This is a genomic window from Exiguobacterium sp. s145 (assembly GCF_018618835.1).
Taxonomy (GTDB): Bacteria; Bacillota; Bacilli; order Exiguobacteriales; family Exiguobacteriaceae; genus Exiguobacterium_A; species Exiguobacterium_A artemiae.
The window spans coordinates 54,314-77,988 of sequence record NZ_JACSMV010000007.1 but is presented as its reverse complement, the minus strand read 5'-3'; the positions used below and the strand labels follow the sequence as shown (position 1 = coordinate 77,988).

The 23,675-nt window shown below is 48.3% G+C and carries 21 protein-coding genes; 19 read left to right on the top strand and 2 right to left on the bottom strand.

Going from position 1 to position 23,675, the window contains the following annotated elements:
- Positions 1-40 precede the first annotated feature (40 nt).
- A complete protein-coding gene (locus KNQ07_RS08010) occupies positions 41-202 on the bottom strand; it encodes a hypothetical protein (RefSeq protein WP_012369704.1) in 162 nt (53 codons plus the stop codon).
- Between the two features lie 275 nt (positions 203-477).
- Here KNQ07_RS08010 and KNQ07_RS16310 point away from each other — a divergent pair, with 275 nt between their 5' ends.
- The 13 genes from KNQ07_RS16310 to pulA all read left to right on the top strand — a co-directional run bounded on the left by KNQ07_RS16310 (position 478) and on the right by pulA (position 18,029).
- Positions 478-3,120, top strand: coding sequence for a glycosyltransferase (locus tag KNQ07_RS16310; RefSeq protein WP_214765983.1), 2,643 nt, complete (start codon positions 478-480; stop codon positions 3,118-3,120).
- Positions 3,117-4,124 (top strand): methyltransferase domain-containing protein, encoded by a 1,008-nt coding sequence (locus KNQ07_RS08000; protein WP_214765981.1) that lies wholly within the window; start codon positions 3,117-3,119, stop codon positions 4,122-4,124. The genes KNQ07_RS16310 and KNQ07_RS08000 overlap by 4 nt, the downstream gene beginning before the upstream one ends.
- Positions 4,016-5,338, top strand: a complete 1,323-nt coding sequence (locus tag KNQ07_RS07995; protein WP_251135831.1) for a glycosyltransferase family 4 protein — start codon at positions 4,016-4,018, stop codon at positions 5,336-5,338. The genes KNQ07_RS08000 and KNQ07_RS07995 overlap by 109 nt, the downstream gene beginning before the upstream one ends.
- Complete coding sequence (locus KNQ07_RS07990; RefSeq protein ID WP_214765979.1) at positions 5,335-6,573, top strand: glycosyltransferase; 1,239 nt, start codon at positions 5,335-5,337, stop codon at positions 6,571-6,573. The genes KNQ07_RS07995 and KNQ07_RS07990 overlap by 4 nt, the downstream gene beginning before the upstream one ends.
- 301 nt (positions 6,574-6,874) lie before the next feature.
- Positions 6,875-8,167: a nucleotide sugar dehydrogenase gene (locus KNQ07_RS07985; RefSeq protein ID WP_214765977.1), complete on the top strand. Its 1,293-nt coding sequence runs from the start codon at positions 6,875-6,877 to the stop codon at positions 8,165-8,167.
- Complete coding sequence (locus KNQ07_RS07980) at positions 8,164-8,964, top strand: ABC transporter permease (protein WP_214765975.1); 801 nt, start codon at positions 8,164-8,166, stop codon at positions 8,962-8,964. Before KNQ07_RS07985 ends, KNQ07_RS07980 begins: the two co-directional genes overlap by 4 nt.
- 11 nt (positions 8,965-8,975) lie before the next feature.
- Positions 8,976-9,806 (top strand): teichoic acids export ABC transporter ATP-binding subunit TagH, encoded by an 831-nt coding sequence (gene tagH, locus KNQ07_RS07975; protein ID WP_214765973.1) that lies wholly within the window; start codon positions 8,976-8,978, stop codon positions 9,804-9,806.
- A 14-nt stretch (positions 9,807-9,820) separates the two neighbouring features.
- Positions 9,821-10,930, top strand: coding sequence for a non-hydrolyzing UDP-N-acetylglucosamine 2-epimerase (gene wecB / locus KNQ07_RS07970; RefSeq protein ID WP_376778092.1), 1,110 nt, complete (start codon positions 9,821-9,823; stop codon positions 10,928-10,930).
- On the top strand, positions 10,927-11,421 hold the full coding sequence (locus KNQ07_RS07965) for a hypothetical protein (RefSeq protein WP_214765969.1): 495 nt from the start codon (positions 10,927-10,929) through the stop codon (positions 11,419-11,421). The genes wecB and KNQ07_RS07965 overlap by 4 nt, the downstream gene beginning before the upstream one ends.
- Positions 11,411-12,799 carry an MBOAT family O-acyltransferase gene (locus tag KNQ07_RS07960; RefSeq protein ID WP_214765967.1) on the top strand — a complete coding sequence of 463 codons (1,389 nt, stop codon included), beginning with the start codon at positions 11,411-11,413 and terminating at the stop codon, positions 12,797-12,799. Before KNQ07_RS07965 ends, KNQ07_RS07960 begins: the two co-directional genes overlap by 11 nt.
- A 15-nt stretch (positions 12,800-12,814) precedes the next feature.
- On the top strand, positions 12,815-14,005 hold the full coding sequence (locus KNQ07_RS07955) for a DHHW family protein (protein WP_214765965.1): 1,191 nt from the start codon (positions 12,815-12,817) through the stop codon (positions 14,003-14,005).
- 11 nt (positions 14,006-14,016) lie between these two features.
- The gene (locus tag KNQ07_RS07950) at positions 14,017-14,949 is read left to right on the top strand and encodes an LCP family protein (RefSeq protein ID WP_214765963.1); all 933 of its coding nucleotides are present in this window, start codon (positions 14,017-14,019) and stop codon (positions 14,947-14,949) included.
- A 167-nt stretch (positions 14,950-15,116) separates the two neighbouring features.
- The gene (gene pulA / locus KNQ07_RS07945; protein ID WP_214765961.1) at positions 15,117-18,029 is read left to right on the top strand and encodes a type I pullulanase; all 2,913 of its coding nucleotides are present in this window, start codon (positions 15,117-15,119) and stop codon (positions 18,027-18,029) included.
- Positions 18,030-18,097: 68 nt separating this feature from the next.
- Here pulA and KNQ07_RS07940 read toward each other — a convergent pair whose 3' ends face one another.
- Complete coding sequence (locus KNQ07_RS07940) at positions 18,098-19,351, bottom strand: dicarboxylate/amino acid:cation symporter (protein ID WP_214765959.1); 1,254 nt, start codon at positions 19,349-19,351, stop codon at positions 18,098-18,100.
- Between the two features lie 308 nt (positions 19,352-19,659).
- On the opposite strand from KNQ07_RS07940, the gene rpsU reads away from it, so the two are divergent.
- From rpsU to KNQ07_RS07910, 6 genes are all read left to right on the top strand, one after another.
- The gene (rpsU, locus tag KNQ07_RS07935; protein ID WP_012369719.1) at positions 19,660-19,833 is read left to right on the top strand and encodes a 30S ribosomal protein S21; all 174 of its coding nucleotides are present in this window, start codon (positions 19,660-19,662) and stop codon (positions 19,831-19,833) included.
- Positions 19,834-19,854: 21 nt separating this feature from the next.
- Positions 19,855-20,301, top strand: a complete 447-nt coding sequence (locus tag KNQ07_RS07930; RefSeq protein ID WP_012369720.1) for a GatB/YqeY domain-containing protein — start codon at positions 19,855-19,857, stop codon at positions 20,299-20,301.
- Between the two features lie 190 nt (positions 20,302-20,491).
- Positions 20,492-21,001 carry an NfeD family protein gene (locus KNQ07_RS07925; protein WP_012369721.1) on the top strand — a complete coding sequence of 170 codons (510 nt, stop codon included), beginning with the start codon at positions 20,492-20,494 and terminating at the stop codon, positions 20,999-21,001.
- On the top strand, positions 20,998-21,981 hold the full coding sequence (gene floA / locus KNQ07_RS07920) for a flotillin-like protein FloA (RefSeq protein ID WP_012369722.1): 984 nt from the start codon (positions 20,998-21,000) through the stop codon (positions 21,979-21,981). The genes KNQ07_RS07925 and floA overlap by 4 nt, the downstream gene beginning before the upstream one ends.
- Before the next feature lie 13 nt (positions 21,982-21,994).
- Positions 21,995-22,462 carry a hypothetical protein gene (locus KNQ07_RS07915; protein ID WP_214765957.1) on the top strand — a complete coding sequence of 156 codons (468 nt, stop codon included), beginning with the start codon at positions 21,995-21,997 and terminating at the stop codon, positions 22,460-22,462.
- A 228-nt stretch (positions 22,463-22,690) separates the two neighbouring features.
- Positions 22,691-23,653: a PhoH family protein gene (locus KNQ07_RS07910; protein ID WP_214765955.1), complete on the top strand. Its 963-nt coding sequence runs from the start codon at positions 22,691-22,693 to the stop codon at positions 23,651-23,653.
- Positions 23,654-23,675 lie beyond the last annotated feature (22 nt).

Genomic DNA, 23,675 nt, shown 5'->3' with positions numbered 1-23,675 from the left:
CTTTCCTGAGCGGAGAGCAACACCTTTTTTGTGCTTGAATTTATTGATCAGCAGGATCTTTTTTTAATTCTTCGACATCAGGATCCGGATGCTGTGTTTCGGCCGGTTTGATTCCCGGATCAGATGTTTTGGCTGGTTCTGGGTCCGGATGTAAGCCGACATCCGCTGTTTCGTTTGGTGTATCTTGTTTTTTATCCATCATGAGTGTTTATCCCCCTTGTACTTGATATTTTATATGTACCCGAATTATCGATTCTAAAAACGAAACGGACACTTTGATGAGATTGAGGTTTTGTAGCAAAACAAGATACGAACAAACTCGACTCCACGCAAACTCCTCTTCATTTGATGGTGAATGTAAGGAAAAAGGACAATTGCTTCATCAACTCTTTACAAAAACCTTGCATGACCTTTAAGTCCTCTTTGAACTGGTCTCGTAGACTGAAACAGAGATGAATGAAGGAAGGGTGTATACGTGTGAGTGAACAAAAGTGGAAAAAAAGTATCATTGAACAATTAAACTGGGTGCGGACTGAACAGAAGCGAATCCAATCCGCACCGGCAGCAAACCGTGCGTCGATCGAGGGACTAAAACAACTCGATGTCTTGCGGATGAAAACGACGGTTCGCCCTAAGTCATCCCCACTCGAAGCCAAAACGAAGCGTTACCATCAAGACAGCAACAGGGAGTTGCTGAAAGAGATTGCGTACGAAGACATCTCTGTGACGGGCGGTTCACGTTATTATGAACGCCGTCCGCTTGAGGTGGCGATCGTGTGCTCGGAGTTCATGCATGCCTACTATCAGGACGCGTTACATTTACATTATGTCAATCCGGCAACGTTTACGGACGTCTTTGAAAAGCCGATTGATCTGTTTCTCGTCGTCACGTCCTGGAAAGGTCTACACGGTGATGATTGGAAAGGAGTCGCGACGCCAACTTCTAAAAAACGGCAGCGTTTGCTCGACATGATGGAGCAGGTGAAAGCAAAAGGAATCCCGGTCGTTTTCCAGTCGACGGAAGATCCGAGCAATTTTGACCGGTTCAGTGATCTGGCGAAAGTTGCCGACTATATTTTAACATCAGACGAAGCGATGATTCCGGAATACCAAGTACTCTGTGGACACGACCGGATTGAAGCAACGTCGTTTGGTGTTAATCCGATCATCCACAATCCGGTCGGAGCGACGCGAAGCCGCAAAAAACACGTGCTGTTTGCCGGCAGCTGGATGGCGAAATATCCGGAGCGTGTCAAAGATACGGAGATGTTATTTGATGGTGTCTTACGCTCAGATCATACACTCGATATCGTTGACCGGAACTATCAGTTAAATCTACCGGACTATCATTTTCCGGAACGTTACGTCCCGCGTGTGGCTCCTGCGATTCCCTATGACGCATTGCAACAGGTCAGTAAATGTTATGACTGGGTGTTGAATCTAAACAGTATCAAGTACAGCAAGACGATGTGTGCGCGTCGGGTCTATGAATCACAAGCGCTCGGCAATCTGATTTTGTCGAACTACAGTATCGCCGTCAATAACGATTTCCCGAACGTCTTTACCATCCATGACCACCAAGAAGTACAGGCGATTCTAGAGCGGACGACACAAGAGGAGATTGATCGACTCCGGGCTGAAGGCATTCGTTCTGTCATGTCGTTGCATACGGTCTATGACCGGATTGATCAATTGACGCGGCTTCTGCAACTGGACATGCCGCCGGTCAAACGGACGCTTCTCGTCGTCTTACGCAATGCGACGCCGGAACTTGAACAACTGCTCGCACGTCAATCAATCACCGCTGATGTAATTTGTCACGAATCAGAGTTGACCGGAGCGCTTTATGTCTCAGCCGATCTCGTCACTGTGCTCGACGGGGCTGAATCATACGGAGAGTACTACTTGGAAGATTTGGTGAACGGGTTCAAATACAGTGATGTGTCAATCACCCGCAAAACGCGGACTGAAGAAGCTCATTTTGTAATCCGGGAAGCGGAAGGGTCGACAGTGAACGCCATGATTTGGCGTGAAGCGTTCCCGTATGAGCAGTTCTCCGAAGGAAAGATTGAGGGAAAGACTTTGTTCCTGGACGCGCTGGAGTGGAACGAAGGTGGTGGCACCGCAATGGTCAAGGCTCCTGTGCTGTCTGTCATCGTCCCGATCTTCAACAATGGCAGGCATTTGACGTATAAATGTTTTGCCAGCCTCAAACGGATGGATCGGTTTGAAGAGTCGGAAATTATCTTGGTCGACGATGGATCGACGGATCGATTCACCCGCCAAGCGATTGACCGCCTGGCACGACGTCACGGGAATGTCGTGACCTATCTGTTTCCGACGGGCGGCAGCGGCAGTGCGTCACGTCCGCGCAACAAAGGGGTTGAACTGGCGCGCTCGGAACGGATCGCTTTCCTTGATCCTGATAATGAAGTCTTGAGTGACCGGTATGCCGAACTGTTGGCTGAGTTGGATCAAGATCCGACACTCGACTTTGCTGTCGGCCACATGAAGAAACTGGCGGAAAAAACAAGCATCATTGCGTTGCCGAAGATTCGTAAACAAGGACGGACGGGGTGTGATCAACCGAAAGCCTACTTATTGGAAAATCGCTTTTCCGTTCAAAGTATTCAGGCGCTGGTCGTCAACCGACGTTTTCTGCAGGAACATCAGCTGGAGCAGGTGGTAGGTGCCGTCGGACAAGATTCCCTGTTTTTCCAAGAGATGATGTTGCACGCAAATCGTGTCTTGCTCGTAAATCGTGTCATCCATTATTACTATGCCGCGGTTGCCGGTTCAACCGTCAACTCCTTGACGGTTCGTTTCTTCGAACGAAGTGTTGTCCGGGAAAAGGCACGGGCAGAGAAATTTGCCCGTTACGGTGTGCTCGATGCGTATAAGACAACACGTTTTGAGCATTTCTTTGAACACTGGTATTTAGTGAAGCTTCGGTATTGCAGCGACAAGGATTTTGCCCCGAGTGTCGCATTACTGCGTATGATTGTTGCTTTTTATGAACCAATGAACCTGACGAACCCGCTGATCCGTCAATTCGTGGAGTTGGCGGACATGAAACGGACGGATGCGATTCAAACATTGTTACTGGAGGAGGTCAGATGATGCAGACAAAACAGATGATGCGACCGAAAGATGAAATTCGGGCCGCTTATTATGATCAACTCGGCGTCGCATTCGGGAAAAAGGTCCGGTCTCGGGTCCACTGGATCGTCCGGGAAACAAAAGGCAGTCAAATTCTCGATATCGGCTGTTCCGGTGGACTGGTTCCGATTTTGCTCGGGCGCGAAGGCAAGCAGGTAGTCGGTATCGATGTCTCGCCGGAAGCAATCGTGGAAGCGACGGCGGCACTAAGAGAAGAAGCACACTCCGTTCAAGAATTGATTCAATTGGAAGAAGCCAATCTGATGACCTTCCAAACGTCCCAACGATTCGACACGGTATTGATGACGGAAGTCTTAGAACATATCGGGGAACCGGAGCGGTTTGTCGAAAAAGCCTGTGCGTTCTTAAAACCCGGTGGTCGGCTCGTCGTGACCGTTCCATTCGGTGTGAACGATTATGCCGATCATAAACGGACGTATTATTTACAGCATCTGCTGGAACAATTGACACCATACGGGACGATTGAGCAGTTGGAACGCATCGATAAATGGCTCGGTGTGACGTTGACGCTTCATCCGGAGAAACAACCGTCACGCCCGGTAACGGAACAAGAAGTCAGTTGGCTCGAAACAGCTTTTGAAGCGGTTGAACGGTTGCATCTCACTGAAATCGTCCGCTTGAAGCAACTGAATAAAAAGTGGGAATTGAAGCAGCAAAAACAGCAGGACATCGAACAGGAACAAGCGGAGTTGGTGTCAGAGCGGGATCAGCTCACGCGGCAACTCGCGGAGAAGGAAGACGAAATTGAGTTGCTGACGCAACAGTATCAAATGGTGCTCGCGCGATACGAAGGGGCGCTTGTGTCGAATCTGGATGTCTTGGAGGCGAATGCAGAATGGAAATCAAAGTACCGGTCACTCGCAAATTCAAAGCTCGGAAAAGTCGTCATCCGTTACTGGAAATTCAGACGAAACGTAAAGAAGCGACGGGCCCGGAGACGATGAACGTTCTGATGATTTGTCAAAATTTTTATCCGGAGATCGGGAGTGCTGCGAACCGGATGAAAAATATCTTCAAACGGATGGAGCAACAGGGGAGTGAGGTCCACGTCTTGACGTCGGAACCACTCTATCCGACAGCTGAACTGTACACGGATGCCATGTTTTGGGACGAACCGAGTCTGGATGCTGCGAAGATTACCCGAATTCAACCGCGTGATCTTCGGGCGACGACGAATTTATGGCGCAGACTCCGTTTGTTCATTGAACAATTTGTCTTGGCAGTCCAGGAAGTACGGCACGATACTAAACAATACGCTTACATCTATGCGACGACGCCGTCGATCTTCATGGGTCTTGTCGGAGTCGTTGCCAAACACCTGAAAAAAGCACCGCTGATTCTGGATGTTCGCGACTTATGGCCGGAATCACTGGTCGGAGTCGGGATTACGAAATCACGGTTGTTGCTTGCGCCACTCTATTGGCTGGAAAAATGGATGTACCGCCAAGCCGATCAAATTGTTATCAACAGTGAAGGGTTTCGGTCGTATATCGAAAAGAAAGGGATTGCACCAGAGAAGATTCACTACATCCCGAATTCGATTGAGGAAAATGAATGGTTGATTAAACGGCGGAAAGTATCGGAGCAAGTCCGTGTCGTCTACACCGGCAACATCGGTCTGGCGCAGGATGTTTTTTTACTACTTGATGTCGCGGAACAACTAAAAGAGGATAAACACATTGAATTCCATGTCGTCGGATACGGGTATCACAAGGAAAAATTCGAAGCCCATGTTCTCGAGCGGGGACTGACGAACATTCACTTCATGAACGCGATGCCACGATGGGATGCGCTGAAACAACTGGCGAAGAGTGACATCGCCTTTGCAACGTTGGTCGAGAGTACAGCGTTCGACACGGTGACACCAGGGAAAATCATCGACTACATGGCGATGGGGTGTGCGATTGTCGGAGCCGTCTCGGGGCATGCCGCAAAAGTTATTGAAGATGCGGGAGCGGGCTTTGTCTCCCGCGAGCGGAGTCGTGAAAAGATCGTCGAGCATATCCGGTACTTGGCTGAACATCCCGAAGCACGCAGTGCCATGGGGCAGTCCGGTGTGAAGTATGTCCAGGCGCACTTTGACTGGGAACAAAATCAGGAGCGGTTGTTTGAGGCGATTCGTCAAACCGATCTTCGAGTATTAGGGGTGAGTAAATGAAGCGGGTCGGAATGTTTGTTTGGAATACGTTTACGAACGATGCGCGTGTTTTACGGGAATGTACGGCGCTTTCGGAAGCCGGGTATCACGTTGATCTGTATTGCCTGAATGATGGGAGCTTGCCGAAACTCGAACGACACCCGGCAGGTTTTCAGATTCTTCGAATCGATCGGACACCTCCACTTGAATCCGTGCTGCGCCGGATCCGGAAGCGTAATCCTCTTACGCTGATGGCCGGCGCAGGCGTGTTCTTGCTGTTTCCATGGCTGATTCCGGTCTTGGTGCTACTGTTTCTCTTACAGAAAAGCCGGTTTGTCCGCTATGCACTGTACAACAGCTTTGGAATCATCCGCATGACGCGGGCGGCTCGCAAACACACGTACGATATCATGCATGCGAACGATTTAAACACGTTGCCTCAAGCGATTTTTTCCGCAAGAGGGGCGAAGATCGTTTACGATTCGCATGAAGTGCAGACCGACCGGACAGGTTACGGAAAAGGACAGGGGTTGTTTGAGCGTTACTTGTTACGGTTTGTTGATCGAACGATGGTTGAAAATGACACACGGGCAGACTACCACGCATCACTTTATGGCGAATGGCCGGCTGTCCTGCATAATTATCCGTTTTATCACGAAGAAGTACCACAACCGCGATCCGTACATCAAGAAATCGGCATCAAGGAGGACGAACCCATTTTGCTGTACCAAGGCGGTATTCAGGAAGGGCGGGGACTTGAGCGACTGATTGAAGCGATGCCGTTTGTCCGGCGTGGGACTTTGCTGTTTGTTGGAGACGGAAAAATCAAACCGCGGCTCCAGGAGTTGGCGGCACAGTCCCCGGAACGGGAGCGGATCCATTTTATTGATAAAGTACCGCTTGATCAACTGCCGAGTTATACGGCGGCTGCGACGGTCGGTTTTCAAGTTCTGCAAAACATCTGCTTTAATCACTATTCGGCTTCTTCGAATAAGCTGTTTGAATACATGGCGGCACTCGTGCCGGTCGTTGCGTCGGATTTACCGGAAATTCGGCGTGTCGTCGAAACGGAAGGCGTCGGCTTACTCGTTGACGTTGAATCCCCGGAAGCGATCGCTGTCGCCGTGAACCAAATCGTTGAGGAAGACGGCTTGCGTCAGGCGATGAAAGAACGGACAAAGCAGGCACGCCGGAAATACAACTGGGATAAAGAAAAACATCATTTATTGGACGTTTACCGTGAAATAACGAAGTAATTAAACACTGAATGAAGATGGAACAAGACAGATGCAGGCAAATCCACGACAGGAAACAGCGGAAGTGACCGGATTCGGTTGTTTGTTTGCCGAATGCGATGAATGTTTGTTGATTATTTACAAGCTTTACAAAAAGTACAGGAAACGCCTTGAATGTAAGGTCTGTGAAGAATGGTTTAAGAGATGGTTAGAACCATTGGAAACACAAGCAATTGTCGTTATGGTCTAGTTACAGCCACGACACAGTCGGTAATTTGCTGACGTGAAGGACTAACTCGTAACTAGATGGAGGAATGACAAAATGAAACTTTGTACAATCGGACTCGGATATATTGGATTACCTTCTTCAGCCATGTTTGCAGATCACGGAACGGACGTCGTCGGGGTCGATATCGACCCGCGCATCGTTAAGATGTTGAATGCGGGAGACATTCATATTGAAGAACCGGGACTTGAAGATGTCATCAAGCGTGTCGTCGCAAACGGAAAGTTTCGGGCAACACTGACACCGGAACCCGCAGATGTCTTTTTAATTGCTGTTCCGACACCGAATTTAAATGACACCTATAAATCGTGTGACTTGAAGTATGTCCTGTCAGCTGTTCAGAATATGTTGCCGCACGTTCAAAAAGGCAACGTCATCATCGTCGAATCAACAATCGCTCCGCGGACGATGGATGATCATGTCCGACCATTGATTGAAGCAGCCGGGTTCGTCATTGGTCAAGACGTCTTCGTCGTTCATTGTCCGGAGCGGGTGCTTCCGGGACAAATCTTACATGAACTCATTCACAATAACCGGATTGTCGGCGGATTGACATTGGCTTGCGCGGATGCAGGTGCAGCGGTATATAAAACATTCGTTCAAGGCGAAATCGTCAAGACGGATGCGAAGACGGCAGAGATGTCGAAATTGATGGAAAACACGTTCCGCGATGTCAACATCGCCCTAGCCAATGAACTGACGCAAGTGTGTCACAAACTCGAGATCAACGTGCTCGACGTAATCGAGATGGCGAACATGCACCCGCGTGTTAATCTACATCATCCGGGACCGGGTGTCGGCGGACACTGTCTTGCGGTGGATCCATACTTCATCGTTGCTAAGGCACCGTCCCTTGCCCGGATCATTCATACGGCACGGGAAACAAACGTCAACATGCCCCATTTCGTTGCTGAACAGGCCGAGCGTCTCGTCTCGTCGCGTGTTCGACCAAAAATTGCTGTCTTTGGCGTCACGTATAAAGGAAATGTGGATGATATGCGGGAGAGTCCGGCTGTTGATGTCATCGAGCAGTTGATCGACCGGGGACTGGATGTTGCGGTCTGTGATCCGCACGTCGAACGTTCGATTTCGTCACGATTTGAACTGGTGGACGAAATTGAAGCAATTCGAGACGCGGACCTTGCTCTTGTTTTAGTCGATCATGATGAGTTTAAACAGTTTGATTCACGGCGTCTTGCGAATCAGATGCGGACACCGCTCTTATTTGATACGAAAGGAATCGTCCAGCCGCTCGAAGACGTGACAGTCTTAAACTTCGGTAACCTGCACACGCATCGCACGACGGAAGTGGACGCAAAAGCGATATGAACGGAATTTATACAATTGGGAAAGAGTTGAAAGATCATTTTTATCTGATCTTTCGCCTTTCACTTTATGAAACAAAAAGTCTATACAGCATGCAATACCTCGGGTGGTTTTGGGAAATCATGACGCCACTCCTGCAAATTGGTGTGTACTGGGTCGTGTTTGGTTTCGGGATCCGCGGCGGCCATCCAGTCGACGGAATTCCATTTGTCTTTTGGTTGGTCAGTGGATTGATTGCCTGGTTTTTCATCGGCAGTACGATTCCGAGTGGTTCACGTTCGATTTACGGTCGGGTCGCTTTAGTCTCGAAAATGCACTTTCCGCTTAGTACAATCCCGGCCTATGTCATCTTGGCGCAGTTCTATCGCCATCTTGCCATGATTGCCTTGACGATTGTTCTCGGGATGGCATTCGGCTATTTTCCGGGCTGGCATACGCTTGAATTGCTCTATATTGTACCTGCTGGTGTCATTTTCCTGTATGCCGTTTCTCTGTTGTTATCGGCCCTTGCGACCATGATCCGCGATGTCCAAAACATGGTGACGTCTGCCATCCGGATGTTGATGTACTTGACGCCCATCATGTGGATACCGCCGGACCACAGTCTGTTTAAGACATTGTTGATGATCAATCCTCTCGTCTATTTGATCGAAGGATACCGTTCGGCATTGATTGGGACCGGTTATCTGCTCGATCACGTCTGGTACGGTCTATACTTCTGGACTGTGACGTCCGTTTTGTTAGTGGTAGGAGCAGCAGTTCATCTGCGGTTCCGGCGGTACTTCATTGATTATGTCTAGGAGGAAAAAACATGAGTCACGTCGTATTCGAGAATGTTTCAAAACGTTACGTCCTGTATTCACGCCCGATCGATAAATTAAAAGAAGTGTTGTTCGGTAAAGTCAGCGGTAAACCGTTTTATGCTTTAAAAAATATCTCGTTCTCCGTCGAACAAGGCGAAATCGTCGGTGTGGTCGGAATCAACGGGAGTGGGAAGTCGACCTTGTCGCATTTGCTTGCCAACGTCACGCCGCCGACATACGGTCGTGTGACACTTGGCGGTAAATCGGCATTAATCGCGATTTCCAGTGGTCTCAATAATCAGCTGACCGGGCGGGACAACATCGAATTAAAAGGCTTGATGATGGGGCTGACCAAAAAACAGATCCAGACGATTACACCGGAAATTCTGGAGTTCGCGGACATCGGGGATTTTATCGATCAACCCGTCAAAACGTATTCAAGTGGGATGCGGGCACGGCTTGGTTTTGCCATTTCCATCAACATCAATCCGGATATCCTGATCATCGATGAAGCACTGTCGGTCGGTGACCAAACCTTTACGGAAAAATGCCTCGATAAGATGCGGGAGTTTCGCGATCAGGGAAAAACGATCTTTTTTGTCAGCCATTCCTTGAATCAAGTCAAAAGTTTTTGTACAAAAATCCTTTGGCTCGAGTATGGAGAAGTCCGGATGTTTGGACCGACAGCGGAAACGATGGCAGAGTATAACAAATATTTATATTGGTACAAGCAACTGACGAAAAAACAAGCAGCACATTATGTCATGAAAAAACGAACAGGACGAAGTGATGAAATCAAGCGTTCGGCACGCGGTGAAACGATTGAATTGTCGTCATGAATAACGGATAGGGGATGGAACGAATGAAACGAATCATGCTAGTGTTCGGAACGAGACCGGAAGCCATCAAGATGGCGCCTGTCGTCAAAGCATTGGAAAAACGAGAAGGGGTCAAACCGATCGTCGTCGTGACGGCACAACACCGGGAAATGCTCGATCAAGTCCTTGAACTGTTTCAGATCGTTCCCGACCATGATTTAGACTTGATGCGTCCACGTCAGACACTCGAAGAGATGACGGCACGGATTTTAAATGCGATGCGTCGTGTCTTGGAAAAAGAGCAACCGGATTTGGTGTTGGTCCATGGGGATACGACAACGACATTCGCGGCTTCACTTGCGGCTTTTTACCAACAGATTCCGGTTGGTCATGTCGAAGCCGGCTTACGGACGTATCAGAAGTATGCCCCATTCCCGGAAGAGATGAATCGTCAATTGACGGGTGTACTCGCTGATTACCATTTTGCACCGACCGATCAGGCAGCAGAAAATCTACGGCTCGAGAACAAACAGAGTCCGATTATCGTGACGGGAAATACAGTCATCGACGCGTTAAAAACAACGGTTTCGAAAGACTACACGCACCCGGTGTTGACGGATCTTACAGCAAGCGGACGGAAACTCGTTTTGTTGACCGTTCACCGACGCGAAAATCACTTGCAATTATCGCAAATTTTTGATGCCGTTGAACGATTGGCGGACAGTCATCCGGATATCGAAATCGTCTATCCGGTCCATCCGAATCCGATTGTCCTCGAGGCAGCGGAACAGTTGAACTATCATCCACGCATCCGATTGGTTGAACCGCTCGATGTCTTTGATTTTCATAACTTGGCAGCCCGGGCGACTCTGATTTTGACGGATTCTGGAGGTATCCAAGAAGAAGCACCTTCGCTTGGCGTGCCGGTCCTCGTCTTGCGTGATACGACCGAACGTCCGGAAGGTGTCGCAGCCGGTACGTTGAAGCTTGTCGGGACGGATCCGGAACGTATTTATGAAACAGGTCACCTGTTGCTGACGGATCAAGTTGCCTATGATGCGATGGCACAAGCGGCGAATCCATACGGAGACGGTCATGCGGCAGAACGTATTGTGGATGCGATTTTAAGCGCGGTACCGGTATGAGTTCACGTCCATTGGAACTGGCAAGTTATCAGTTTTTTCCGCAAGGGAACCGGGATAAGATTTTGCTCGAAGAAGATGCGGACGGTGTTTGGTTCGATTTTCAACAGGCGGACCCGACCGATAAGCTGTACATCCAATTGTTTGATCAGGGATTTCAATATCCTCCCTCAAAGTTGTATCGGGCCGACGCCTCTTTTGGACAGGCCGAGTCCGTCACATTGACATGCGAGCTGGAAGCGGAATCGTCATGCGACGTTCAGGTGTTCAAAATGCAATACGGACAAAAAAAACGGATGCATTCAGAGACGGAATGGCTGACGGTAAACGGAAAAACAATGTGTTCCTTACAATTCAAACGAGTCCAAGGCGCCGACTATTTTAAAATTGCATTCAAGTTTTTACTCGAAGGGGACATGCGGGTTCGGTTGACGGCGTTACACGTCAACCGGCTTGTTCCGATCAAGCAGGAGGAATCCTATCATGTTATTTAGTTCGACGATTTTTTTATTTCTATTTTTACCGTTCGTGTTGCTTGTCTACCACTTGTTGCCACGCACGTTTCGGAACGGCTGGCTCTTGGTAGCGAGCCTTTTCTTTTATGCCTGGGGTGAACCGAGATTCGTCCTATTGATGTTGACGAGCATTTTGATCAACTACCTGTTTGCCTTGGCCGTCCACGCGTACCGGACACGAATCGGTGTCAAATGGATCATGTTCAGTATGATTGTCGTCAATCTGGGATTGCTCGGCTGGTTTAAATACAGCGGTTTTTTTGTGACGTCAATCAACGAGACGTTTCAAACGACGCTGTTTGTCCCGGAAGTCGTTTTACCAATCGGAATTTCCTTCTTTACGTTCCAAGCGATGAGTTATGTCATCGATGTGTATCGTCAAGCGGGACAGGTCCAAAAAAACCCGCTCAATCTTGCTTTGTACATCGCGTTGTTTCCGCAGTTGATTGCCGGTCCGATTGTCCGCTATGAGACGGTTGCGGACGAAATCAACCACCGGCGGGAAACCTTGCCTGAATTTGCACAAGGTGTCCGTCGCTTTATCATCGGTTTATCCAAAAAATTGATTTTAGCGAATGGATGCGGACAAGTCGCGGATACGATCTTTAACATGAAAGATCTGTCGATGGGTCTCGCCTGGATTGGAATCATCGCCTATGCTCTGCAAATTTATTTTGATTTTTCCGGATACAGTGACATGGCGATTGGACTGGGGTTGATGTTTGGCTTTCATTTTCTTGAAAACTTTAACTATCCGTATATCTCAAAATCAGTCTCTGAATTTTGGCGCCGGTGGCATATTTCTTTAGGCTCTTGGTTCCGGGATTATGTTTACATTCCTCTTGGAGGAAACCGGGTGTCGCCATGGAAACAGTATCGCAATCTCGGAATCGTCTGGATATTGACCGGACTTTGGCACGGCGCAAGCTGGACGTTTGTTGCTTGGGGCGTCTACTACGGAATCTGGATCATGCTCGAAAAAGCATTTCTCGGGAAATTATTGGCGCGGGTTCCCGTGTTCGCAACGGTATGGACACTGGTGCTCGTTTTGGTCGGGTGGGTCTTTTTCCGGGCGGAAACGTTCCCGGAAGCGATTACGTACATTCAAGCGATGTTCGTCCCGGATGTGCTGTGGGATGACCGAGCGAGTTATCAGCTCGTCCAAAATGGTGTCATTTTAGCGCTGTCGTGTCTTGCTGCGACCCCGATTCCAAAACGGATCGGTGAACGATTTGTCGAATCATCGGGCAAAGTCGGACATACGATGCAATATGGATACGCGATGGTCTTGTTGTTCCTCGCAACATCGGCACTCGTCGCAAGTACATTTAATCCCTTTATTTATTTCCGTTTCTAGAAAGGAGAAGACGACATGGCACAACCAATCGAACGCAAATTAAAGCCGAAAGCGGACGGTCAACCGTCCTCATCCTTTGAACGGAAGATGATGTGGCTGACGACGATCAGTTTTTTCGTCATCTTGATGGCGATTGGCGCGGGGACAATCCTTCGGGAAGACCGCGTCAGTTCCCAACTGGAAAATCGAGCCCTTGCACAGGCGGTCAAACCGACCGTCCAAGGCGTGATTTCGGGTGACGACATGGTGAAGATGGAAAGTTATTTCACTGATCAATTACTGCTTCGAGGTACGTTTGTTGAAATGCAGGCCCGATTATCAAAAAATGTCCTTCGGCAACCGTTCCGTAACGGCATTTATACGGCAGAAGACGGTTACTTGATTGAGCCGAGTCAAGCGGCGCAACCGATCGTCCCGGACGCTTTCCGACAGTTCACGCAAGAGGTCGACCGTCCGGTCTACTTTGCCCTGGCACCGTCGAAAACCGTCGTCGCGGAACGCGATGGAATCATTCCGGATTATGTCGCGTCGAATGCAATACAGCGGCATAAGACGATGCAGGCCGGCTTTACAAAAGCGGGCATCACATCAATTTCACTGGACCGTTTACAGTTGTCCGATTATTTTAAAACGGATCATCACTGGAATATAGACGGTGCCTATCAAGCATATGACGAGATTGTGCGGACCATCGGAAAAACAGAACCGGCCTTAAAAAAGGTCGAAGTGAACCCCGGGTCGAAACGGTCTTCGGAACATCCGTACTTCGGATCCCTTGCACGCAAGACGACACTGGCATATGCAAGCACAGGTGACACGATTGAATACTATGGTGCGGATCAGTTTAAAGGAATCGATGTCTGTTATGACAACACATGCGGACAGCCGTTGATTGATGAAAAATTTATTAAGGAAGAGGGCGATTATGCCGATCGATATGAAGTGTTCATGCGCGGTAATCATGGAATTTTATCGATGACTTCAAAGACGAAGGGTCCTAAATTACTTGTCCTTAAGGACTCGTTTGCCAATCCCGTCCTGCCGTTTCTCGCGAGGAGCGCAAATCTCGAAGTGGTGGATGTCCGGTACGTCAACAAAGACTTTGATGCTTCCGAGTTCGCGAAGCAACAGAACGTTGATGCGGTTCTCTTTTTACACAATTCCAATATTGCCGGACTGATGAAGACGTATCAGCAGAAACTATAGGAGGTATCCCCGTGAGATCACGTGTAAGAAAAAAACGGCCCTCGGTCGGCTGGCGTATGATCAGTGCCTTGTTACTGGCCGTCATCCTGATTGCGAGCGGCACGACAGGATATGCTTTTTTGCGCTTGCAACAAACAGCAGATGGTTTCATTACACCGCTGAAAGGAAAAGAGAAGCTCCCGCTTGAAACGATGCGACCGGCCAATGTCTTGCTGATTGGCGTCGATGAACGGAAAAACGATCCGGGGCGGGCGGATGCGATCATGTTATTATCGTTTAACCCGAAAACAAAACAGGCGACGTCGCTGTCCATTCCACGGGACATGCAGGTGACACTAAAAGATGGGGCAAGGACGAAAATCAATCATACCTATGCGTATGGCGGGGTGGAAGAGACGATTGAAACCGTCGAACAGACATTTGATGTCAAGATTCCGTACTATGCCAAAATCAATATGGAAGGTCTGATTGAACTTGTGGATGCCGTCGGCGGAGTCACCGTGGATAACCCGTCCGCATTTAGTTGGAACGATCGACGCTTACAAAAGGACTATGCGGAAGGGGAAATCAAACTGGACGGACTCGAGGCGAGCGGATACGCGCGAATGCGAAAGCAGGATCCGCTCGGTGATATGGGCCGGCAAATCCGGCAACGTCAGGTACTTGAAGCCGTCGGTATGAAACTTGCCGGACCGGATATCCTGACGAACTTAGAAGAGGTCAGCCGGGTCCTGAAAAACAATTTCAATACAAACATCACGTTTTCCGAAGCAGCCCAACTCACACAGGAAAATCAGTCGGGATTCGAGCGGTTGAAGCCGCTGAAACTTGAAGGAGAAGGGTATATCGCCAGTGACGGAGTCTGGTACTTCTTTGCTTCGGATCACTCGATGCAAGCCACGAAACAAACAATCCATGAAATTACGGATCAACAAGCAAAATGAGCAGTGGGAGGGTGGCGGACATGCCATTCTCTTTTTTTATTGTTATTTGTCGCTGTTGGTCCAAAAGTCTTATTTTCTTTAGTGAACTAAAATAAGCTTTGACAGATAAGTCGAACGAATGGAGAATGGAAATGAAAACGATTACATAAATCCAAGGAGGATACGGCATGAATCGATGGAAATCAGTCTGTGCAGTTGTGCTAACGTTTGCACTGATCTTTAGTTTATTCCCGGTAAACGGTTTGGCACTGGAAAAAGGGAAGTCGACACTCGTCATCATTCACTACAAGGAAGATAAAACAGCACCAAAAGATTGGAATCTCTGGTTATGGGCAAATGGACCGGATTACTTCCCGAATAAAGCACATGCCTTTAACGGACAAGATGCATACGGGAAAATTGCCGCTTACGAATTTCCGGTGGATCAGCCGGAAAAAATCGGTTTTATCGTCCGCGATGATTCCTGGAACAAAGATGCGGGGTCAGAAAACGACCGCTTCATTACAAAAGACATGATCAAAGACGGTGTGGCGGAAGTCTGGATTGAATCAGGCAGCAAAGACGTTTCACCGGTCAATCCAACAGGCGGCAGTGACGTTGAGTCCGTCAACACGAACATTCATTATTACCGCTATGACAATGACTACGACAAGTACGGGGTGTGGGCATGGCCGAATGCGCAGGACGGAAAACGATTTGAATTTGACGGACAAGATGCGTTTGGAGCTGTAGCAAACGTCACCTTGACGAATACGACGAAGGAACGTCTCGTCGGAATCATTCCTCACATCGAAGGATGGTCGGAAAAAGACGGGGCTGATCGTTTTTACTACGCGGGAGCCAAGGATATCTGGTTGATTGAAGGCGATCAAACCGTTTATTACAGCCAACCGGACATCGATCGGACACCAAAGTTTACTAGTTTCCTGGCAGACGATTTTAAGACGATGACATTAAAAACGAATTCACCGATCGCAGCAGAAGATGTAAAAACGCTGACATTCAAAGGTCTGGTCAATCCGGTTGTCACACAAGTGGACGCGAAGACGTTACACGTGACTGTCGCGTCGGATATTGATTTAGCAAATGTCGTCACGGTCTCACACCCGGTATTCGGGGAAGGGATTTTAGAAGCAGGAAAAGTATTGCGGTCTGATGCTTTTGACAAAAAATATGCGTACGACGGTAAACTCGGTACGGCGTATCAAAAAGGCAAAACGACATTCCGCGTCTGGGCACCGACTGCGCAGTCCGTTGAACTGGAACTTTACAAATTGCCGAAAAAACAAGCAGCCACAACGAAGGATATCGTCCGTGAAGTGAAGATGGTCCGCGGTGACCGCGGTGTCTTCAGCATCACAGTCAAAGGTGACCTCGACGGAACAGGCTACACCTATGAAGTCAAGCACGCCAAAGAAACGACACGGGCCGTCGATCCGTACGCGACAGCTGTGGCGGTCAACGGAGATCAAGGCGTCGTCGTCGATTTGAGAGAGACGAACCCGAAACGCTGGACAAAAACAAAAATGCCGCTGAAACAAGCGACAGACGCCATCATTTACGAGACACACGTCCGTGACCTGTCGATGTTTGACGTCACGGGAGATACGTATGATTCAGGTATCGAGCAAAAAGGGAAGTATCTTGGTGTCGTCGAGCCGGGAACACGTCTGATGAAAGACGGTAAGAAAACAAAGACGAAAACGGGACTCGATCATTTGAAGGAGCTCGGCATCACACATGTCCAGTTCATTCCAGTCTATGATTTCAATACGGCTTCTGTCGACGAGACGAATCCGCTCAAAACATACAACTGGGGATATGATCCGAAAAACTACAATGCACCGGAAGGCTCTTATTCAACGAATCCGTACGATCCGAAAGTCCGGATCAAAGAAATGAAACAAATGATTCAAGGGCTACATGATAACGGACTCCGCGCCGTCATGGATGTGGTCTACAATCATATGTTTGACGCGAAAGCATCAAACCTCGATAAAATCGTGCCGGGTTACTACTACCGTTATACGGAAGGCGGCGATCTCGCCAACGGCACAGGTGTCGGAAACGATACCGCTTCTGAACGGAAAATGATGCATAAACTGATTGTCGATTCTGTCGGCTACTGGGCAAAAGAATACCGTTGGGACGGATTCCGATTTGATTTAATGGGGATTCATGACGTGAAGACGATGAATGCCGTCAAAAAAACGACGACAAAAATTGATCCGTCAATCCTTGTCTTCGGAGAAGGCTGGAGTCTCGGAACACCGCTTCCGGAAGCCGACAAAGCCAACCAGACGAATGCCAAACAGATGCCGGGTATCGCTCACTTCAACGATAACTTGCGTGATGCACTGAAAGGAAGTGTCTTTGAAGACACGGATGCCGGTTTCATCAACGGGAAAACAGGTCTTGAAACACGGATCAAACGCGGAATCGTCGGTGAGATTGCGTACAACAAAGACATCACCGGCTTCGCAGCAGAACCGAACCAAGCAATCACGTATGTCGAAGCTCACGATAACCACACGCTGTGGGACAAGCTGAACTTAACGAATCCGAATGATACGGATGCGACGAAAACCAAGATGCACCGCTTGGCGTCAAGCATTCTGCTGACTTCACAAGGCACGACATTTATTCATGCCGGTCAAGATTTCATGCGGACAAAAGGCGGCGATCATAATTCATACAAATCACCGGATGCTGTCAACCAGCTCGACTGGAAACGCAAAATGGACCGTCAAGCCGACGTCGATTACATGAAAGGACTGATTCAAGTCCGTAAAGCGAACCCTGTTCTTCATTTAGGGACAGCAAAAGACATCCGACGTTACCTGACGTTTAAAGATGTACCGGAGCAAGTGGTGGCGTATCAATTATCAGACGATGCCCCCCAACAAAAAACGGATCTTTACGTCGTTCATAATGCGAAACGTCAAGCTGTCAAGATGACGTTACCAAAAGGAACATGGAGTGTCATCGTCGACGGGAAAACTGCCGGAATGAAAACACTGAAAAAAGTCTCGGGCAGTGTGACGGTTGATCCGCTCAGCTCGTATGTCTTAAAAAAATAATCAACACAAAAACGCGCCGCCCCTGTGAATGATTCACGGAGGCGACGCGTTTTTTTATCGAGGAAACGTTAAGCGTAACGCTCGTCTTCTTCCTCTTCTTCACTCAGGTTACCTTCTTCTGATTTGGCGACAATGACTGCACAAGCGGCGTCACCTGTGATATTGACCGCAGTCCGCATCATATCAAGCAGACGATCAACCCCGATGATTAAGGCAATCCCTTCGACAGGCAGATTGACGGACTGAAGCACCATCGTCAGCATGACAAGCCCGACACCCGGTACGCCGGCTGTTCCGACGGACGCGAGAACGGCAGTCAGGACGACGGTTGCCAGTTGTGCCGGAGACAAGCTGATATCATAAACTTGAGCGATAAAGACCGTTGCGACTCCCTGCATGATCGCTGTACCATCCATGTTGATCGTCGCGCCGAGCGGTTGGACGAAACTTGAGACGGAACGCGGTACTTTCAGTTCACGCTGTGCAGTCTGCATCGCGACCGGTAGCGTTGCATTCGACGACGAAGTCGAGAAGGCGAACAGCATGACCGGCGCAAACTTTTTGAAGAAGAAAAACGGATTCATTTTTCCGAGCAGTGAGACGGTCGAACCGTACGTCAACAGGGAGTGGACAATCAAAGCCAGGATAACGACTGCCATGTAGAGCCCCATTGCCTTTAAGGAATCAAACCCTTGTGCACCGACGGCGGAAGCAATCAATGCAAATGCGCCGAGCGGGGCCATCTTCATGACAAGTCCGATCAAATATGTCATCAAATCATTTCCCTGTTCGATGAATGAACGTAATGTCGAGACCTTGTTGCCGAGGAATGTGATCCCGAAACCGATGAAGACACTGAAGACGATAATTTGCAGCATATTGCCTTCTGCCATCGACGTGATCGGATTGGTCGGGAACATCCCGACGATCGTATTGATCAAACTCGTATCCGGTAAGTTGCCTTGATCATACTTCAAGTTGTCTGTCGCAAAGTTCCCGAACGTACCCGGTTTGATCAGTAATGACAAACCAAGAGCGATGACGATGGCGACAGCGGTCGTCGTCATGAAATACGTAATGGCTTTTCCGCCGACGCGACCCAGTTCTTTTGGATTTCCGAGTCCCATGACACCAAGGGAGATCGAGAAGAAGACGATCGGGACGACGAGCATCTTAATCAGGTTGAGGAAAATCGTTCCGATTGGTTGAAGTGCATACTTATTCAATCCTTCATAGATCGATTTGTCTGGTAACAAAGCGAGAATGATTCCGAGGATGACTCCGAGAATCAATCCGAAAATAATTCGTTTGGCTTCTTTCATATCAGAACAACTCCTTTTTCAGATAACTGTGTCTATTTTGACACATCATTCCCCATTTTGACAAAACATTTCATGAAAAATTAGAAAACGCTTACAAAATATTTCGAATTTTTTCGTTGAATAATCATGAATTTGTTGTAAATACGGAAGCAACATGAGACTATAGAAAAGAACAAAAAGGAACATATCAGGAGTGAAGCAAAACCGGTTAATCAACTATTGACCATTTTGTATATTCCTACTATAATGTTGTATGACGTGTCTGACACGTTTCCTTTAGTCGGTAATATCGGAGGGAGGGAAAACTAGTGGAAACTCGTGTACGTAAAAATGAATCACTTGAAGACGCACTTCGTCGCTTCAAACGTGGTGTTTCAAAAGATGGTACGCTTGCTGAAGTTCGTAAACGTAAACACTACGAAAAGCCAAGTGTAAAACGTAAGCTTAAATCGGAGGCTGCGCGTAAGCGTAAGAAGTTCTAACGTAAGAGAGGGTGTATCCTCATGAGTCTTCAAGAGCGTTTGACAGTGGATATGAAGGAAGCCATGCGTTCGCGTGAGAAAGATCGTCTTACGACGATTCGGATGGTGAAGTCGTCCCTGCAAAATGAAGCGATTAAACTCGGTAAGCAAGAATTAACTGATGAGGAAGAGCTAACTATACTCTCACGTGAGATGAAACAGCGCAACGACTCCCTCCGAGAATTCGAACGCGCTGATCGTCACGACCTCGTCGAGAAGATTCAAGCAGAGATAATCGTGCTCGAAGCTTATATGCCAAAACAACTTTCGGAAGAAGAAGTTCAGGAAATCGTCAACGCAGCCATTGCGAAGACGGGTGCCTCAGCTCCTTCTGATATGGGGAAAGTAATGGGTGTCGTCATGCCGCAACTTAAGGGTAAAGCGGACGGTGCTCTAATTAATCGCCTTGTTAAACAACAACTACATTAACCCGTTTTGAAAGGCGTCCTCCGGGATGCCTTTTTTTCATGAGATAAAATCGGAAAAATTCGAAAATTGGTAAAAGTTATGAAACCTTTTCTCAGATGAAAGCGTATATAATAAAAGTAACAATGAGCCATGTTCAGAAAGATGAAACATGTTGTCGTCTGATTCTGATGAAAAAGGGGTGAACGAAGTAATGTCTTTTAGCTTAGGGATGATTTTAGCGGTCTTCATGATCGGTGTCCTCATGTTGCTGGTCGAAATATTCGTGACAGGGTTCGGCATATTCGGTGTCCTTGGCATCGGTGCAGTCCTTGCCAGTTTGATCATGGCAGGTGCGACGGTCGGTCAAGTCGGTCTAGCGGTCGGTTTGGCAGTCTTTTTATCACTCGCTGCCGGATTTTGGGCATATCGCCGGATCAAATCAAATCAATCATTATTATGGCGAGGTTTGATTTTGACAGATTCCACATCGTCGGAAAAAGGATATCTTTCTCATCAAGATAAAGAACAACTGCGTGGCAAGGTCGGAATCAGTTTAACGCAGCTTCGCCCGGCAGGAACGATTGAAATTGATGGGAATCGCGTCGATGCGGTCACGGAAGGCAATTTCATTAATTCCGGCGAGCAAGTCGTCGTGCAAGACGTCACACACGGACGAGTCATCGTCCGAGTCCAAAAAACGAAGGAGGAGTCACTCACATGACACCCGAACTATTGACCGTTCTACTCATAACGGGAGGAATACTTATTTTCCTCGCTATCTTCTTTACACTTGTCCCGATCCCGCTCTGGATCAGTTCACTTGCAGCCGGAGTCCGTGTCTCTATCTTTACATTGGTCGGAATGCGGCTTCGTCGTGTTACACCGTCAAAAATTGTTAATCCGTTGATTAAAGCAGTCAAAGCCGGCATCAACCTCAATACAAACCAATTGGAAAGTCACTATCTTGCCGGTGGTAACGTCGACCGTGTCGTTAACGCCTTGATTGCGGCACACCGTGCCAACATCGAACTCAGTTTCGAACGTGCGGCAGCCATTGATTTAGCAGGTCGGAACGTGCTTGAAGCCGTCCAGATGTCCGTTAATCCGAAAGTCATCGAAACCCCATTCATTGCCGGTGTTGCCATGAACGGGATTGAAGTGAAAGCAAAAGCACGGATTACCGTACGTGCCAACATCGACCGTCTTGTCGGTGGTGCAGGGGAAGAAACCGTCATCGCCCGTGTTGGTGAGGGTGTCATCTCGACGATCGGTTCATGTCAAGATCAAAAAGAAGTCCTTGAAAATCCGGAAATGATTTCCCGGACGGTCCTCGCAAAAGGACTTGATTCAGGAACAGCATTCGAAATCCTCTCGATCGATATCGCGGACGTCGATATCGGCAAAAATATCGGTGCCGTGCTTCAGACGGATCAGGCGGAAGCTGACAAAAACATCGCCCAAGCGAAAGCGGAAGAACGTCGGGCGATGGCGATTGCAAGCGAACAAGAGATGAAATCACGTGTCGAAGAAATGCGTGCGAAAGTCGTTGCGGCAGAAGCGGAAGTTCCACTTGCGATTGCCGAGGCATTACGTGACGGCAACTTCAGCGTAATGGATTACGCCAACTATTTGAACGTGACGGCTGATACGAAGATGCGTCAAGCGATTGGTGGTCAATCTTCGCCGAACGACACACAATAAAAGGGTGATTTAGATGGGGAGCTTAATTTGGGTCGGACTGATGGTTGCCTTTGGTGTGATTTCGGTTATCTCGAAGGCGTCTGATCAGAAAAAGTCCAGCTCGACGACACGTGTCCCTTCAAAAGAATTTGGGGACTATGTCAAGAAAATGGTTGACCAAGTGGAAACACGACTTCCGGAAGATCGGGATGTGCCACCTCCGATTAAACGGAAGCAGTCAAAGCCGGAGCAACCGGTTAAGCATCAACGAACCGAATTGCAACAGCGTTTGGATGAACGGGATCGTGTGAAAGCACAAAAACAGTCTAAATCAAACATTGGTCAGATAACAGGCAGTATTGCGAGCGGTGAAATTGGCAAACGACGTAACCGGAAAAAAGGAATGCAGACGTCACAAGAAGAAATTCGCCAGGCGATGATCTGGAGTGAAGTCCTGGGTCCGCCGGTTTCGAAACGGTCTTCAAAATCTCCACATCGTTAAAGTAAAGGTTGGCTCTCGTTTACAATGAGAGCTGACCTTTTTTTTAGATACGCAGCAGGAAAAAATCCGAAGCATGTTCGGTCAGGTAAAAGAAGCAGTTAAAATGAGGAAAACACGCTTAAAGGATGGGTTTTTCTTTCCATCTATTCTGCTTAAATGATAAAGTGGACTAGAACAGATTTGTAGAGATGACGTACTGTTATCCATCATTAGGAGGCCAATCATAACGTGATATTCAATGAAAGAATCCCATTCGTATTTTCGAATTCAGAACAGATTCAAGCATTCGTAGGACCGAACGATGCCGTACTAAAAACGATGGAAGCGGAGCTTGAAGTCCAACTCACCCACCGCGGTGATGAATTGTTGGCGCAGGCAGAAGAAGAACGGTCTGTCGTGTTAGCGAAACAGGTCGTCGGTGTCTTAAAACAACTGGTTGATCGGGGAGCCGTCTTGACGGAACGTGACGCAACAAGCGCCATTCAACTGGCACGACAAGACCGGGTCGATGAATTGCTCGAATTATACGATACGGTCATTCATACGAACCATAAAGGGAAACCGCTCCGGGCCAAAACACTGGGACAAGCCCGTTATGTCCGGGGAATTGAAAAGTGCGATTTGACGTTCGGGATCGGACCGGCCGGAACCGGCAAGACCTATTTGGCGGTCGTCATGGCGGCAAAGGCCTTAAAAGAAGGTTACGTCAAACGTTTGGTTTTAACACGACCTGCTGTTGAAGCAGGGGAGAATCTTGGGTTTTTGCCGGGAGACTTAAAGGAAAAAGTTGATCCGTATTTACGTCCGCTCTATGATGCACTACATGACGTGCTCGGCGTGGAACACACAGCCCGTTTGTTGGAGCGGGGCGTGATTGAAATTGCGCCGCTCGCTTATATGCGCGGACGGACGCTTGAACACGCGTTTGTCATTTTGGATGAAGCTCAAAATACGACAAGAGAACAAATGAAAATGTTTTTGACGCGACTCGGTTTTCACTCGAAGATGATTGTCACGGGTGATTTGACGCAGGTTGATTTACCGCGCGGAAAAGCGTCCGGTTTACAAGAAGCGCTGAATCTTCTTGGACATGTCCGGGGAATTCATTTTGAACACTTTAGCTCGGCTGATGTCGTCCGGCATCCACTTGTTCGGAAAATCATTGATGCGTACAGTCATGAACTCGATTAAAGCGCAACAGGTGAGTCTTGAA